The sequence below is a fragment of the Paenibacillus sp. FSL P4-0184 genome (assembly GCF_038004625.1).
Classification (GTDB): Bacteria; Bacillota; Bacilli; order Paenibacillales; family Paenibacillaceae; genus Paenibacillus_AQ.
In genome coordinates, this window is record NZ_JBBORN010000001.1 from 1,733,770 (window position 1) to 1,749,966 (window position 16,197).

14 protein-coding genes and 1 pseudogene are annotated in these 16,197 nt (G+C 44.5%); all 15 read right to left on the minus strand.

Features of this window, described 5'->3' with window-relative positions; genetic code table 11:
* Positions 1-50: 50 nt before the first annotated feature.
* Entirely contained in the window at positions 51-1,262 is a 1,212-nt protein-coding gene (locus tag MKY52_RS07405) for an HpcH/HpaI aldolase/citrate lyase family protein (RefSeq protein WP_231573371.1), read from the minus strand.
* 171 nt (positions 1,263-1,433) lie between these two features.
* Positions 1,434-2,174 carry a TerC family protein gene (locus MKY52_RS07410; RefSeq protein ID WP_042123539.1) on the minus strand — a complete coding sequence of 247 codons (741 nt, stop codon included), beginning with the start codon at positions 2,172-2,174 and terminating at the stop codon, positions 1,434-1,436.
* A 26-nt stretch (positions 2,175-2,200) separates the two neighbouring features.
* Positions 2,201-3,502 (minus strand): TerD family protein, encoded by a 1,302-nt coding sequence (locus MKY52_RS07415; RefSeq protein ID WP_341050706.1) that lies wholly within the window; start codon positions 3,500-3,502, stop codon positions 2,201-2,203.
* Between the two features lie 242 nt (positions 3,503-3,744).
* Positions 3,745-4,326 (minus strand): TerD family protein, encoded by a 582-nt coding sequence (locus MKY52_RS07420; protein WP_076299900.1) that lies wholly within the window; start codon positions 4,324-4,326, stop codon positions 3,745-3,747.
* Between the two features lie 51 nt (positions 4,327-4,377).
* Positions 4,378-4,953 carry a TerD family protein gene (locus MKY52_RS07425; protein WP_042184261.1) on the minus strand — a complete coding sequence of 192 codons (576 nt, stop codon included), beginning with the start codon at positions 4,951-4,953 and terminating at the stop codon, positions 4,378-4,380.
* A gap of 29 nt (positions 4,954-4,982) precedes the next feature.
* Positions 4,983-5,579: a TerD family protein gene (locus MKY52_RS07430; RefSeq protein ID WP_076285126.1), complete on the minus strand. Its 597-nt coding sequence runs from the start codon at positions 5,577-5,579 to the stop codon at positions 4,983-4,985.
* Positions 5,580-5,705: 126 nt separating this feature from the next.
* On the minus strand, positions 5,706-6,152 hold the full coding sequence (locus tag MKY52_RS07435; protein WP_234532780.1) for a tellurite resistance TerB family protein: 447 nt from the start codon (positions 6,150-6,152) through the stop codon (positions 5,706-5,708).
* A gap of 157 nt (positions 6,153-6,309) precedes the next feature.
* Positions 6,310-6,479 (minus strand): annotated as a pseudogene (locus MKY52_RS07440) (peptide ABC transporter ATP-binding protein); the annotation flags it as partial.
* Between the two features lie 86 nt (positions 6,480-6,565).
* Entirely contained in the window at positions 6,566-7,441 is an 876-nt protein-coding gene (gene aguB, locus MKY52_RS07445; RefSeq protein WP_341050710.1) for an N-carbamoylputrescine amidase, read from the minus strand.
* 53 nt (positions 7,442-7,494) lie between these two features.
* Positions 7,495-8,523, minus strand: a complete 1,029-nt coding sequence (locus tag MKY52_RS07450) for an agmatine deiminase family protein (RefSeq protein WP_341050713.1) — start codon at positions 8,521-8,523, stop codon at positions 7,495-7,497.
* Positions 8,524-8,668: 145 nt separating this feature from the next.
* Entirely contained in the window at positions 8,669-9,217 is a 549-nt protein-coding gene (yfcE, locus tag MKY52_RS07455; protein ID WP_341053357.1) for a phosphodiesterase, read from the minus strand.
* A gap of 125 nt (positions 9,218-9,342) precedes the next feature.
* On the minus strand, positions 9,343-10,827 hold the full coding sequence (locus MKY52_RS07460; protein ID WP_341050714.1) for a glutamate synthase subunit beta: 1,485 nt from the start codon (positions 10,825-10,827) through the stop codon (positions 9,343-9,345).
* A 293-nt stretch (positions 10,828-11,120) separates the two neighbouring features.
* Entirely contained in the window at positions 11,121-13,076 is a 1,956-nt protein-coding gene (pulA, locus tag MKY52_RS07465; protein WP_341050717.1) for a type I pullulanase, read from the minus strand.
* Between the two features lie 121 nt (positions 13,077-13,197).
* Positions 13,198-13,821, minus strand: a complete 624-nt coding sequence (locus MKY52_RS07470; RefSeq protein WP_341050719.1) for a C39 family peptidase — start codon at positions 13,819-13,821, stop codon at positions 13,198-13,200.
* Positions 13,821-16,022: a PAS domain-containing protein gene (locus MKY52_RS07475; RefSeq protein ID WP_341050721.1), complete on the minus strand. Its 2,202-nt coding sequence runs from the start codon at positions 16,020-16,022 to the stop codon at positions 13,821-13,823. The genes MKY52_RS07470 and MKY52_RS07475 overlap by 1 nt, the downstream gene beginning before the upstream one ends.
* Positions 16,023-16,197: the final 175 nt, after the last annotated feature.

Consider the following 16,197-nt stretch of genomic DNA (forward strand, 5'->3'; position numbering starts at 1 on the left):
GAAAGGGATTAGATGTTTCGGTAACCGTAACCTGCAGGTTCTCGACTATGTTATACGTGTGTAAATTCGTTTTCGGGTAATAATCCGACAAAATGCTGTTGTTCATGTAACACCCCGTATATTTGTGATCGTAGTAAAATCCGTTTTGCCCAGTTCAAATGCGGCTTAATCTCGTTCATCTTATTAGAATATTGACTCTTGAAGACTCCTAGGCTACCATCGTTACTCTCTACGATACTGCAGGCGTCAACATATTCCTCGTGCATTACCGTGTACATGGCCTGAACAGGTCTGAGGTGTGAGGGATGTATAATCGTCTTGCCCAAGATCCCATTTTCTTTATCTAAAATCACTTCACGAATAAGCCCATCCATGCTGCTAGAAATGTAACTATTTCGCATGTCGCGGCCGTTTTTACCATAGGTGTCCTCAAACGGAGTCTGCCGTAGCTGTGGTCTGAGCACCCGATGCCCTTTATTCGCAAAATATTCCCAGACTGGTCCGGAAATTACATACCCTTCTTCCACTCTGCCAAAAATATTAATAATATCCGATATGCAGTCTCGAATAGGAGTAAGATCATAAATACTAATATCAGGACTACGGCGCAGTCCGAATAAACTTGAGAAGTCTGTTGCTCCAATTCTAACGTTCAACACATATTCGCGGTAGTTGCCTAGCAAATTACGAATAGATAAAAGACTATCTACCCGGCTCTCCCGGTAAATAATAGGCGCACTTTCCAGAATTGGCATGCCATAAAGCACTGGGTCTGAGTAACTGCGTGTTCTATTGTAATCGGCTATCGCCTCGAAATATTGGATTCCGTTGTCGACCGAAAACTTAGGGAAAACAAACCCTGTTAACATCGTAACCAAAGATCCTAACCGAAAAATCAGCTGCCGTAGCTGCTCCGGGTTACGAACTCGGATGAAGAGGAGCGGAAGACTATCACTCCCGCTTGGCTCGTTCTCCTCATATGCGGCGAGAAAAATAAGATGCTGAATGAGAGACTCCTCTGCATGGTCAACCTCGTTATCTCCGATCGCATCCTCCAGATCAATAATAACGGTTACAAGTCCTGCACTTTTAAGCTTCAAAATGTCTTCGGGAACACTAGCACGAGTTGCTGGCATATAAAGGGCAGCTCCAACAGCATGAGCCAGCAAATCTTTACTCGTAGTATTATGGTTAAATGAAATCGGCGGATTATAAAATAAGGCTATTTCTTGTTCTTTCGTCAGGTAATCGAAGTATCTCAAGATGGTTCCCCCTTATAGTTTTGCGAAGCCAAGCAAAACAAGCGCAGGCCTCTCCTATAGAGAGTGGCAGAACCAGCTATACCCTATCCGGTTCTCTCATATATAAGTGAAGGCCTACGCTATAAACATATACGATTACCTGAAAGCAGCAGTGTTCAACTAGCTTTGAAATCAAGCATTTCTATGGGCTTCTTTTTTCTTACGCAGTACGCTGTAAAGGATCGTACCACCGAATACAAGAATAATGATTGAAAAGAATAATACATGTGGCATTTCGTACCCAAAAGCGCCCGCGAGCATTTTACCAGCAATAATGGCAATAAGCGCAAAAGCGGCACGCTCGAGTTCCGGAATTTTATCAATAAGCTTCAAGAATAATTGCGCTACTCCCCGCATCATGAGAACGCCTATGATTCCGCCCATAAAGAGCACCCAAACCTGGTTACTAACACCAAATGCAGCAATAACACTATCAATACTAAAAGCAATATCCATTAATTCAACAAGGAGAACCGTCTTCCAAAAAGAGAACCCCTTATTCTCAATCTTCTCATCGCCACCGCCCTTAAATAACCCGCCATAAGCGATATAAAAGAGATAGGCTGCACCAAGAACCTTAACCAACATGAATTTAATAAGAAATGTCCCTAGACCGATAGCCAAAAACCTGAATACATAAGCTCCTATAATACCGTAAAAGAGCGCCTTCTTCTGTTGTTCTTTAGGTAAATGCTTAACCATGACGGCGAGAACAAGCGCATTATCTGCAGAGAGCAGTCCCTCTAGCAGAACTAAACTACCAATAATGCCCCAGCTAACCGGGTCTGAGAGCGTACCTACCACATCGCTCCATGAGAAAAAATGACCGTAGTTCTCACTAATATTCCTAAAAAAATCAGCGAACCAATCCATTACACTTGCGCCTCCGAAAAAATCGTCTATTTACTGCCAGCAACCCAGCGCAGTCCCCAACCATATGCCTCATCAATCTCCCGATGACCACTGTAATATTGGACCAGCCGTTCAACACTGAATGTCTCGTTATTCACATTCCGAAATAACGCGATAGCACACATGCCTTTGCGGTTGTTATGCTCGTCCAAATTGACAATAATATCGGGGCCACCACTCTGGGTAATCGTGACAACACCGTCAGCTTCTGACCAATTGGTAACACCTTTATAAATAAAAGAAAAAATTAGAATCCGTTCAATATCAGCAATTTTGCTGCCATTAATCCGCAGATTCTCACCGGTTGTTACAGAGCCTGTCCGGTCATCTCCATCAAGCATGACATAAGGAGGTTGGTTCAATGAGCCAAAAGCATTGCCCAGCGCCTGAACTACTCCCTTACTGCCATTCTTCAACTCATATAGACAAGCAAGATCTAAATCCACACCATTTTTACGATTAAATAGCCCTCCACCCTGCTTCTGATTCCAGTTGAGGTTAATTAGCAATTCGCCCAAACCACCAGCTGATTTCTTCAGGTTGATCGAATCGCCTTTTTTCTTCAGTTCGATCTTCTTCAGGTTGAGATTGACCGGAGGGGGTGTTACAGGTGAAGGCGCAGCTGCAGGAGGAGGTGGAATCTGAATCTTAGGCTCCGCTGCCGGCGCTGATTGGCGTTTAAGCTCTGGCTGCGGCGGAGCAGCAGGCTTAGGCACTGGTATTGGTGTCGGTGCCGGTTCATCGTTCGCTTCTATCCCAAAGTTCCTACACAGTTCCTGTAGACCACCAGCAAAACCCGCGGCAATGGCGCTGAATTTCCATTCACCGTTATATCTATATAATTCTCCTACCACAACAGCCGTTTCCACGGAGAAATGATTTTCAAGATCACATCGGAGAAGCTCCGCACCTGTTACTTGATTCAGAATCCGAAAATAGGCCTGATTTACCTGCCTAAAACTTTGACCTCGCTTCTCGCCATCATAAATGGTAAGTGTAAACGCGAGTTTCATCATATCAGAAGGAACTTTGTTTAGTTCCACGTCAAATTGCTTGAGGCTGTTTGATGTAGGCATTTCCTTATATCTGATATAAGGTGTAGACGGATTATTATAAAATATCAAATCCTCATCTTTGCTTACTTTACCTTGCGCTCCAAGCAGAAAAGCAGAAGTATCAATCTCAAGTGAAGATGGCGATTGCCAGCCAATCTCTACGATAAGAGAATCAAGCCCAGGATTCCCTTTAGTTAAATCAACCTTTTGTCCTTTGACAACTGTAATACCCATTCTTACACCACCTTTATAAATGGAGCAAGCATAAACGCCTTCGGCGTCCTTATAAGGACGGCAAGCGTTTAAGCGAGAAATATAAGACATAATGTATCGTGTGAAACTTATACTTTCTTATATTTTTAAATAACCCCACAAAGTGGAGTTTATACTTCGAGACCCATTCCATTTCCTTTGTGAGGCAATCCATAAAGAATTAAAAAAAGGGCAGGATCGGTGATGACCCCGCCCGGAAGATGCTATTGCGCGTCCAGCCCATAATTTTTACACAATGCGCTAAGGCCGCCGCCAAAACCACTACCTACTGCCTGGAATTTCCAATCCGCACCATTGCGGTAGAATTCGCAGAATACAACTGCCGTCTCTGTTGAGAAATCTTCACCCAGGTCGAAACGGAGTACTTCACGATCTGTGGAAGCATCCACAACACGTACGAAAGCATTGGAGACTTGTCCAAAATTCTGTGCACGAGTTTCGTAATCATAAATCGTTACGGTGATACCAATACGCTGAATATGGGCAGGGACTTTGCTAAAATCAACGATAATTTGCTCGTCATCTCCGTCGCCTTCTCCTGTACGGTTATCTCCCGTGTAGACTACAGAGCCTGCGCCACCATTTGGGTTGTTATAGAATACAAAATCATCTGTACCTTTAGCTTTGCCGTCTTCATGAAGCAGAAACGCTGAAGCATCGAGGTCAAAATCTTGACCTCCACTATACTTATTAGTGTCCCAGCCCAATCCAACTACTACCTTTGTCAGACCTGGATTAGTCTTGGTAAGATCAATCCGCTGTCCTTTGGAAAGACTGATCGTCACTGACATAACCTTCTTTCATGAGTGGATTCAGTTCACTGTGTGCTACAAGATTTATTGCAAGCCGTAATCGCGAGTCAAACCGCTCAAGCCGTCTTTGTAGCCGCTACCGATTGCATTGAACTTCCACTCTGCACCATGACGATACAATTCACCGACAACAACGCCAGTTTCAATAGAGAAGTCTTCACCCAAATCAAAACGGATTAGTTCTTCATTGTTCAAATCATTTACGATACGTACATAAGAACGAGAAACTTGACCGAAGTTTTGGCTTCTTGTTTCAGCTTCATAAATTGTAATAGTAAAAGCTACCTTCTCTACATCCGCTGGGATACTCAGAAGATCCACTTGAATCTGCTCATCATCACCATCGCCGTCACCCGTACGGTTATCACCTGTATGAACAACAGAAGCGTTCTCGTTCTGTTTATTATTGAAGTAAATGAAGTTGGTTTCTTTTTCAACTTTGCTGTTCGCATTAGTCAAGAATACGGAAACGTCCAAGTCGAAATCTTTACCGCCGTCATATTTATTAGTGTCCCAACCAAGACCTACTGTGATTTTGGATAGACCTGGATTTGTTTTTGTTAAATCGATCTTTTGACCTTTAGATAGATTAATTGCCATGATAACATTCCTCTTTTCTTTTATTTGGATTATACGTAGCGTTCTGCCAGTTGATTGATATGTGCCGCGTGACTACCCTCACCAATTGCGGCGAACTTCCACTCTCCACCTTGACGGTAAAGTTCCCCACAAATAAGCGCCGTATAGCCATTGTAATTATCAGATAGGTTGAAACGGATTAGCTCATTGTTGCCTACAGCGTTCATCACACGGATATAAGCTGATTTAATCAATCCGAAATCCTGTTTACGGTTCGTGGCATCATAAATATTCACAACTACCAGAACCTTGTGTACATCAGAAGGAATGGCATTCAGGTTAACCATGATTTGCTCATCGTCTCCGTCACCATCCCCCGTGAGATTGTCTCCGGAGTGAATGACAGAGTTACAAGGACTTTGCTTGTTATGGAAGCACACCAGGTTACCCTTCTTAACTAGCTTACCATTCTCGTTCAGCATCAGTGCTGAAGCGTCACAGTCCACGTTGGCCTGTTTCTTTACACCGAAGAATCCTCGAGCTGGCTCAGCCGGATCCCAACCTAAACCTACAATTACGTTAGATAAGCCTGCATTACCTTTTGTGAGATCAATCTTCTGACCTTTTACCAGATTAATTCCAGCCAACTTTACGTACCTCCATTCTCTAAAAAGAATCACCATCTATTTGTCTAGCTTTTGGATGTTATATGAGTGATACGCTAAAGAACTAAATACGTTTCATCCGAACTCATGTATATGGTATTACATCATTTATAAACTGAATTCACCAGGGTTTAATCCCAAGACACCGCAAATATGCCGCACAACTGCTTTTTCATTGTCATCAAAATCACCATCAGCTGATCCAATAGCTGAGCATACACCCACAATTACACGTCCCACATCTGGTTTACCGGTAAACTTACCGATTGCTTTCAGTGCTTCCTGCTTACCGATTTCTGGTGAGAACTCAAAGTTACTTACATAAAAGTTGAACTGGGTAATGACATCTCTCATGTCAAACACCTTAAGCTCATTGCTCATATTCATGTAACCAGCCATTTTATTCTTTTCAGCTTCTTCTATTTTACCGTCGGCAGCAGCAACTAAAGCGCAGCCCGCAACTACCGCATTCATGAAATCTTTATTTTTGAATTTCTTCACTTGATCTGTTAGTCCGTTTTTGGTTGTGTTCAACCAGCTTTTAAATGTGCTCATCGTATTCTCCTTCTATCACCGCAAGATTATGATAACAAAAGATATCCCAGAGCCTCCTCTCCACGTATCCGACAGAATTTTCATAGTAGATCCCTGAATCACGGTTTACTCTTCTAATATACCTGATAAAATAGCAATATTCTACTTTTCCAGACTTTTACAGTACTTTTGATAGAAAAGATTGTGTCCGATCTTGTACAGGATTCCAAACAATTGCTCCGGACTGCCTTCTTCCACGATTTCGCCCTGTTCCATGAACAGCATACGATCACCAACCTCACGCTCAAAGCCCATTTCATGGGTCACAACGATCATCGTCATTCCCTCACTTCTCGTTGAAACACCAAAAAAGGCATTGCCAGAGATTCTATCCTCTCTAGCAATGCCTTTAGCACATTTAACAGTGAATTCTATTAAAGAATGATGTCCCCATCATAAGAGCCAATCATTTTGTACAGATCCGGCCGGCGATCACGGAAGACGCCCCACTCGATCCGTCCGATTTCCAAAGCATCCAGATCAAATTCGCTCACGATTACAGCTTGCTCGTCCCGGCCTGCTTCAACAATTTTATTGCCTTGCGGTCCCGCAATGAACGAAGAGCCGTAGAAATTAATACTAGAATCTTCATCAATTTCTTCACCGATACGGTTGGAGGCAACGACTGGAATAAGGTTAGCCGCTGCATGCCCAAGCATACAAGTCTGCCAATGATCCTTAGAGTCGATCGATCCATCCTGAGGTTCTGATCCGATAGCGGTTGGATAGAACAGAATTTCTGCTCCCATCAGGCTCATCACTCTAGCCGCTTCCGGGTACCACTGATCCCAGCAAATCCCTACGCCAATCTTCGCATAGCGAGTGTTCCATACTTTAAAGCCAGTATCTCCCGGATTGAAGTAGAATTTCTCTTCATACCCTGGGCCATCTGGAATATGGCTCTTGCGGTATTTGCCCAGTATCGTTCCATCGGCGTCGATTACAGCTAGTGAATTGTAACGTGCGTAGTTCTTTTTCTCATAAAAACTGATTGGCAGCACCACTTGCAGTTCCTTGGCTATTGCTGTGAAATGATTAATTGCTTTGTTATGCTCAAGCTCTGTTGCATATGCGTAATAATCAGCTTTCTCTTTCTGGCAGAAATACGGAGTCTCGAACAGCTCCTGCAGCAAAATAATTTGTGCTCCCTGTGCCGCCGCTTCCCTGACCAATGTTTCGGCTTTGCTGATATTCTCATCAATATTGCTGGAACAGCTCATTTGCGTCGCAGCTACTTTTACATTTCTCAAGAATCTGTCCTCCTTATATATAAATGTCCCTTTGGACGTTTAGTTTCCTTCAATTATTGCTGAGCAGGCATTTGTTGCGTAGTGCAGTGAACGTTCCCGCCCTCGGTGATGACCGCCATACCGTTAACTGTACGAATCTTACGTTCCGGGAACAAACCAGCCAGTACTTCCTCGGCAAGTTTATCTGTTTCCACCGCTGTACCGCCAAACACAGGTAAAATAATTCCACCATTTACGAAATAGAAGTTCAAATAACTGAGCGTCAGACGGCTGCCGTCATGATCCATCCGTGGTGGTTGCTGAATCTTGATGATCTCCAGCTTACGCCCTTTGGCATCTTTGGCATTCTCCAAAATACGAAGATTCTCCTGTGTAATCTCAAAATTCTCGTCCTGCGGATCCTCACAGACCTGAATAATGACTTTACCTGGAGCAGCAAAGCAAGCGATATTATCCACATGACCATCGGTTTCATCACCACTTAGACCACGCTTAAGCCAGATAATAGTTTCTGTACCTGTATAATTGCGCACGTACTCTTCAATATTCTCGCGCTTCAAATCCGGGTTGCGGTTCGTATTGAGCAGACATTCTTCTGTAGTAATCAAGGTGCCTTCTCCATCCGTATGGATCGAGCCGCCTTCCATCACAAGCGGCGCATCAAAGCGTGTCACTTGTGAGTGCTCGAGAATCTGTGGAGCTACCTCATCATCCAGATCCCAAGGTGAATATTTACCGCCCCAGGCATTAAACTTCCAGTTCACGCCTGCTAGAACGCCGTCTTTATTAACAACAAAGGTAGGCCCGTTATCACGCAACCAAGCATCGCTATGCTTTATAGGTAGTAGCGTTACATTCGGTCCGCTGACCAGACGTTCTACCTTTTCCACGTCCTCCGGGTTAACGATGACCGTAATCGGTTCAAACTCGGCAATAGCTGTAATAATGTCAGCATAACCTTGGCATACCGACTCGTGGTTGTCCGGGAAACACATAGATTCCTGCACCGGCCAGGAGATAAAAGTACGTTCATGCTTGCCCCATTCCGGTGGCATTGTATAGTTCAAATCTTTAGGATTCATGTGTTAACTACCTTTACTATTATATTTGGAGCCAGCCCTGCCCTAAAACTCCTACCTCATCATACAATAATATGTTCTAGTGCTCAATTCCCTAGAACACTAATAATGTTGGAAGGAATTCGGGCCACATGTGATCTGACTGAGCTTATAGTGTAATCCTTTTTATCACATCGCCCTCAAAATCCTTAACGATGAATTCTCCACCCTCAAGGATACCGTAGGAATTCGGATTATTCTCTTTAGGCAGCGATATCGAACCGGGATTCAGCACGTATACGCCCTCTTTTACATCCGCAACGGGAAGATGGGTATGCCCCTGAATAAAGATATCCTTCTCAGATAATGCCGGTAAATTCTCAATACTAAAGCCATGTCCGTGTGTAACATAGATTCGTCTGCCTTCATGCAGGAGCATGACATAATCACCCATCATCGGGAATTGAAGCAGCATCTGGTCCACCTCAGCATCGCAGTTACCACGTACTGCCGTTATAGGCTGCTTTTTGTTATATTCATTCAGTTTATTAGCAACTCCCTGCGGGTCATAACCCTTCGGCAGTGGATTTCTGGGACCGTGATATAAAAAGTCTCCTACGATTACAAGACTGTCTGGCTGTTCTTCCTCTACCTTTTCCAAAGCCCGTTCTAACCAGAATAAAGAACCGTGAATATCGGAAATAAACATTAGCTTCATCATGTATTCTCCTTTTCGACTAAAGTAGATCATGTTCTTAGGTTACAATTTTAACCTTGAATAGGCCAACAACGCAAAAGCGGACGTCCCCCAAAAGGAACGCCCTGCTCTATATACCTCAATCCTTATGGCAAATTCGATGATCCCATCAAGAATCGATCCACTTCGCGGGCCGTCTGACGCCCCTCATCAATGGCCCAGACTACAAGGCTTTGTCCGCGGCGCATATCACCTGCTGTGAATACCCCTTCTACATTGGTCGCTTGTGCTCCGAACTCCGCCTTGGCATTTCCGCGCTCATCACGTGCCACCCCAAGCTCACCTAGCACAGTATCTTCGGGCCCTGTGAATCCTAATGCGAGTAGTACCAGCTGTGCCCTTAGAACTTCTTCACTGCCTGGTATTTCAACCGGAACTATCCTTCCCTGTTCATTGTGAGTCCACTCAATGCGCACGGTATGCAGCTCCTGCACATGTCCACCATCGTCACCAACAAAACGTTTCGTCGAAACAAGATAACGACGTGGATCTTCCTTATACAGTGAAGCCGCTTCTTTTTGGCCATAGTCCACCTTAAGAACCTTTGGCCATTCTGGCCACGGATTGCTAGGCTGACGGTTCAGTGGAGCTTGTGGCATAATCTCAAGCTGGATCACACTACGACAGCCGTGGCGGATCGACGTTGCTACACAGTCTGTGCCAGTATCCCCGCCACCGATTACAACTACATCCTTATCTGCCGCAGACAAGTATTCACCATCAGCAAGCTCTGAATCCAGTAAGCTCTTAGTATTCAGTGTCAGGAACTCCATCGCCTGATGAATGCCCCGCAGCTCACGACCCTCTATAGGAAGCTCTCGTGCCTGCGTAGACCCGCCACACAAGATAACAGCATCGTGCTCCGCCTTGAGTTGTGACGCCGAGATATCTCTCCCAATCTCTGTACGAGTTACGAATGTAATGCCTTCAGCCGCTAGCAGGTCTACTCGGCGCTGAACCGTCTTCTTATCCAGCTTCATGTTCGGAATACCATACATCAACAAACCACCAATCCGATCTGCCCGTTCATACACGGTCACCGTATGCCCCGCTTTGTTAAGCTGAGCTGCACAGGCAAGACCTGCTGGACCCGAGCCCACTACAGCTACCTTTTTACCTGTGCGAGTAAGCGGTGGCTCAGGAACAATCCAACCTTCTTCAAAACCTCTATCTACAATCGACTTTTCAATCGACTTTATCGTTACGGGCTTGCCGTTCATCCCTACTGTACAAGAACCTTCACAAGGTGCCGGACACACACGTCCAGTAAATTCAGGGAAGTTATTGGTCTTATGCAGACGTTTCAGTGCAACCTCCCAGTTCCCACGATAAACCATATCATTCCATTCAGGAATCAAGTTGTGTAGAGGGCAGCCGGAAGCCATACCAGACAACAGACGTCCTACATGACAAAATGGCGTACCACAGTCCATACAACGTGCGCCTTGCTCGCGCAGATTCTCTTCATCCATTGGAATCGTGAATTCATCCCAATTCTTAATCCGCTCCAGCGCCTCACACTCCGAAGGCGTCTGCCGTTCAAATTCCAAAAACCCGGTTGCTTTCCCCATCTCTCTCATCCTCTCTAAATATCCCCACAGATATATACTTCCTAAACCTTTAAAAAGAAAAGTACGCGCTATGTTTGTCTGCTGCCAAGCCTATGCCACTCTAAAGCGCCAAAGTAAATGCTTTCATATTAACATCCAATATCATCATCGAAAATGAGTAATGTCACCTTTTTATGTAAAATGAAACAATCAAATTAAGAAAATGGAAAAACAAAAAAAGCACACAGTGTACTGTACCTGATTAAAGTACGTTACTCCGCATGCTTTTCAATAATGATCTTGTAAAAGACTAATTATTTCGCCGTCAGGACTACTGTCCCAATCCCATTTACAGTTAGCTTATTTCCAGTCAGCTCCTGCGTAAGATCAGCCCCGAAGATGGTCTTCCATGCTCCAAGCTGCGGCAGAACCACAGTGGTCTGTTCAGCATTCGCATTAAAAAGAACATAAATATGCTTCGCTGCATCTCCTCCAGCATGGCCACGTAGCGTGTAAGCTACTGCACTTGCCGGTGCCTTTTCAAAAACCAAATGGTTCCGAATGTCAGCTGCTGTTCGCATACGGAAGGCCGGGTGAGCTTTACGCAGTTCGATTAACTGTTTCATATACGCCACATCTTCCTGATGCGCGGCGCACAATTCCCAGTCCATACGATTGATCTCGACCGAAGATTTATAGCTGTTCTCCACCCCGTCCTTCGTACGCATAAACTCCTGCCCTGCATGGATAAAAGGAATCCCCTGACTCATGAACACTATCGCAGAAGCTAGTCTGTGCATGGAACGGCGCTGAGTAACCGTCTCACCCTCGGTGGACAATACGATTTTATCCCATAAGGTATGATTATCATGACACTCCACATAATTAACGTTTTGCTGAGGTTCCTCGGCAAATTGCTTAATTCCTGGGCTGAAGTCAATTCCTCCCGCAATCCCCGCCTTGATCGCAGGCTCCAGACCCATCATTCCACTGATGAAGCCCGACTGATCGTACAAAAAGATATTTCCTTTAATAGCATCCCTGAAATCATCATTAAAATGTCCGATTCCCGGCATAAGGGAGGCATTCTTCTGATGAGCGAGCCGTTCCATCGGTAGCTCAGTCCCCATCATCCAGCCTTCACCGATCGTCATGATAGACGGATCTATTCCATCCAGACGCCGCCGGGTTTCCCGCATCGTATCGACATCCATCAAGCCCATCAAATCAAAGCGGAAGCCGTCGATATGGTATTCTTTAGCCCAATAGACCACGGACTCCACAATGAAGCGGGACATCATCAAGCGTTCTGTAGCCACGTCATTCCCACAGCCAGAGCCATTCGACAGGCTTCCGTCTTGTTTATAACGCAAATAATAGCCAGGAACCAGTTTAGTGAAATTCACGCGATATCCGTCGTACACATGGTTGTAAACAACATCCATAATGACGCGGAGTCCACGATCATGAAGCGCTTGAATCATTGTTTTTAGTTCTTGAATACGTAGTCCGGGCACATAAGGATCCGTAGCATAGGAGCCTTCAGGAGCATTGTAGTTCTTCGGATCATAACCCCAGTTAAAATGAGGCTCATCCAGCTTCGTCTCATCTACACTCTCTGTAGAATAATCATAAATAGGCAATAGCTGCACGTGGGTTACACCGAGATCTGCGATATGATCGAGTCCGGTGAGAATGCCCTCTGGTCCGCGGGTTCCTTCTTCCGCCAAAGCGAGATATTGACCCTTATGAGCCATACCGCTTGCTGGATGAATGGATAAGTCACGCAAATGAAGCTCATAAATAATAGCGTCAACAGGATCCTCAAACGACGGCTTATCTTCCGTCCACCGCTCAGGGTCCGTCTTGCGCAAATCTAGAATAGCACCTCTGTCCCCATTCACGCCGACAGCACGCGCGTAAGGATCAGCTGCTTCATTCCACTGTTCACCTAGACGCACTCGGTAGGTATAGAACTTGCCATCTAAATCACCGTCAACCGTAGCTCTCCACGTTCCCCGAATATCGCGAATCATAGCATATTTGGACCCCGCAACTCCCTGCCATGAATCATAAATTACTAGCTCTGCCTCCTGAGCCGTAGGGGCCCACAAGCAAAATGATGAACAGGCCGATGAATATGTAAGTCCGAGATCATCCCCGTCATAACTAAACAACTGATCAAACTCCTGAGCGAATACGGAAATCCCTCTAGTAGTCGCAGGATCACCATAATAAATCGGTTCCTTCATTTCCCTTTGTACGGACAAAGCACCTATCCCCTTTTCCAGTTATTAACTGGATTATAGTATGATCCTCGAATTTGTGCAAACGTTTGGACTCAAAATAACCAGATCATTTTTCCAGGGTAATTGCATAGCTAAATCACGATTAACTAGGCGTTTCTAAGATATTGATTCCCACCATCGTAATGATGTCTTTATTTGCATAATATGGGATGCGGCGTTCTTTACAAAGAGCAATCCTTCCCCCCTTATATCTCACGCCATTATCCTGAACGATGAGGATTGGACGATCCCCGTTATCAGGTACTTCATATCCTATTCCTAATACCCAATGGTAATCGTAAGCAAAATTCCCTCTCCACCGAAAATTAAACCATTTATCAAATTTAACAGCTACTGGCCGTCCTGCATCAATCTCCACTTTATACACATCGAAATCGTTAAAAGTAGAGACAGAAAGTTTATGTCCCCCTTTTGGCGAGATTGAAGAGTGGATATAAGCTGTGATCCCCTTTACAAAACTACGTGTACTCATCCCCAAAGGGGTACCTCCGTGATGACTGTATATGTAATTAATATGAGCTGCTTTAGAGTGAAAATGACCTTTGCCACGAATAAAGTCCATTCCTAGCTGGGTATTCCAATACTCGGTTAAAGCTGCCAGCGTCGCTGGTCCACATGCAGAAGACGGGGATGAAACCCCAGCCTCCCACTGTGTGTATGGATCTACCGATAGTTTGTTACTGAGACTGGAGTTTCTATGCCTCATCAGGATGTTTCTCCCTTTGAAGAGTTCGGCTTAGAAGCTGAAAGGGCAGGGCCTTCTGGAAGTAAAATCACATTTTCACCAACATCCATAGATCCCTCTGAATTAGATCGTGATTCCATTTCCTGTTCGGGTTTCTGCTCTGCCTGAGCAATATCTTCCTCATCGCCCTCATATTTACTTTCAGGATTAATCTGTAGCGTGAAATAGAAATTAGAGCCGTTTCCTTCGCTACTCTCCACCGCAATGGCTCCGCCCATCAGCTCGACAAGCTTCTTGCAAATAGCTAGTCCTAAACCCGTCCCGGCATACTTACGATTAAACGAGGAGTGCAGCTGGTAGAATGATTGAAATAGCTGATGCTGCTTTTCTAAAGGAATACCTATCCCCGTGTCTCTGACATTAAACTTCAAAGTCGATTTCTTTGAAACCACGGACAATTTCTGCTCCACATAAATACAAACATTACCTCGGTCAGTAAATTTAATCGCATTGCTGACCAGATTAACCAATACCTGACGTAATCGTCCTGCATCTCCCATAATGAACGTAGGAACTCCTGGTGCCATGCTGTAAGACAGCTCAAGATTTTTTTCCAAAGCCTTAGCCATAAATAGATCCGTTACACTGTCCAGTACCTCTCGAAGATGCACGGGCTCATGTACGATCATCATTTTTCCGGCCTCAATTTTACTGTAATCGAGAATTTCATTTAGAATATATAGAAGAGAGCTACTGCTCTCCTTAATAATATTTGTGTACTCACGTTGTTCTTCATCTAGTTCCGTCTCGGCAAGCAGATCAGTCATCCCCACAATGCCGTTCATCGGCGTGCGTATTTCATGACTCATAATGGCTAGAAACTCTGATTTAGCCTGGTCCGCTTTTTCCGCAGATTCCTTCGCCCGAATGATCTCCTTCTCATCTGTAATATCCCTGAACACGACTACAACACCCTTAGGTTCACCTTTATCAAAAAGAGGGGTTACTTGGTACTCCGCAAGAAAGCTTGTACCATCTTTACGCCATAAGACTGCATCCTTGCTCTGGTAAGATCCCCCTGACCTAATGGCTTTGATAAGTGGCGACTCCTCTGGCCGGTAATGGATCCCATCAAGCGCTGTCTGCTGAATATGATCTAGATAGGTATGACCCATGATCTCATCATGTTCATAGCCGAGCATATGCAAACCTGCAGGGTTGATGAAGGTCACCTTCTCCTCCATATCGAGTCCAAAAATACCCTCAGATACTGCATTTAATATAAGGGTGTACTCATTGCTTAGCTTCTCAATTTGTTCTGTATATCTTATACGTTCCGTAATGTCACGGGAAATACCATATACACCAACCACTTGATCGTCTACAATGATCGGAATATTAGTGGTATTAATCTCTACAAGATGGCCTTCTTTATGAATAAGCGTCAGATCATAGCTTTGGGGATAGCCCTTAGCAGCTAAGTTAAAATGATACAGCGTCTTCTCCATGTCCTTCTCATGCACAACGGGACCAAAGTACATTCCGATCAGTTCTTCCAGCGAATACCCGGTCAGCTTCTCCAGATTCGCATTGGCTGTTAAATAATCCCCTTGTAAATTCATTGAGTACACAGCAGAGGGATTATATTCAAATAAGGATTTATAGCGCTGTTCATTCTCCTGAAGCTTGAATTCGAACTGTTTGCGCTCTTCAACTGCATGACGCGAGATTAAATCCAGCGAATTCTCGGAAATCAATCTATAATTACGTTCACTTTGATAAATCTGTTCCTCTAGATCTCGTTGATCTGCCATTTGTTGGTCTGCAATCTTTCGGTCTGTAATATCTTCGGCGTACACAATAAAACACGAAGGGGCTTGTCCTGCTGTTCCAAATCCTGAGAATGTCAGGGAAAGCCATACCGGTTGATCCCCTTTGTGAAAGCATTCTTCCTTCTTCCAGCTTCCTGCTGGAGAATTCTGAAGCTCATCCATCACCAATCTATAGGAAAGCTCTTTCGAAGACGTCTGTCTATTTTCCATTTCTGCAAAAATAGCCCCAGCAAGAAACTCAGCTTCCGTAAAGCCAAGTAAATTGCAAAAAGCCGGATTGACCTTCAGCCAGTTGCCCTTACCATCGTTTAAAGACAGTACGGCTATTCCCTCTGGGGACCTCATAAATGCATGTTCCAACATTGTGCTATATTCTACCGCGTTATCCATCTACGCCAGACCTCCTTTGTTGCGAACGTTGCATCCTTTATTCCATCCTAAGTTCAGTATACGATAAGAGAAGTGAGTATAGAAATGCCCTGCGTATTATTTTGAATAGGAAATAGTTTAATTTTAAATATTGACTGGATGGCCTGAGGCAAACTATTATTAAACATAATAATAT

Excerpts from the sequence above, each read along its gene's own strand:
- MKY52_RS07410 (WP_042123539.1), bottom strand. The coding sequence starts at position 2,174 with ATGGATTGGTTCGCTGATTTTTTTAGGAATATTAGTGAGAACTACGGT.
- MKY52_RS07415 (WP_341050706.1), bottom strand. The coding sequence starts at position 3,502 with ATGGGTATTACAGTTGTCAAAGGACAAAAGGTTGATTTAACTAAAGGG.
- MKY52_RS07425 (WP_042184261.1), bottom strand. The coding sequence starts at position 4,953 with ATGGCAATTAATCTATCTAAAGGTCAAAAGATCGATTTAACAAAAACA.
- MKY52_RS07435 (WP_234532780.1), bottom strand. The coding sequence starts at position 6,152 with ATGAGCACATTTAAAAGCTGGTTGAACACAACCAAAAACGGACTAACA.
- MKY52_RS07450 (WP_341050713.1), bottom strand. The coding sequence starts at position 8,523 with ATGAATCCTAAAGATTTGAACTATACAATGCCACCGGAATGGGGCAAG.
- yfcE (WP_341053357.1), bottom strand. The coding sequence starts at position 9,217 with ATGAAGCTAATGTTTATTTCCGATATTCACGGTTCTTTATTCTGGTTA.
- MKY52_RS07460 (WP_341050714.1), bottom strand. The coding sequence starts at position 10,827 with ATGGGGAAAGCAACCGGGTTTTTGGAATTTGAACGGCAGACGCCTTCG.
- MKY52_RS07470 (WP_341050719.1), bottom strand. The coding sequence starts at position 13,821 with ATGAGGCATAGAAACTCCAGTCTCAGTAACAAACTATCGGTAGATCCA.
- MKY52_RS07475 (WP_341050721.1), bottom strand. The coding sequence starts at position 16,022 with ATGGATAACGCGGTAGAATATAGCACAATGTTGGAACATGCATTTATG.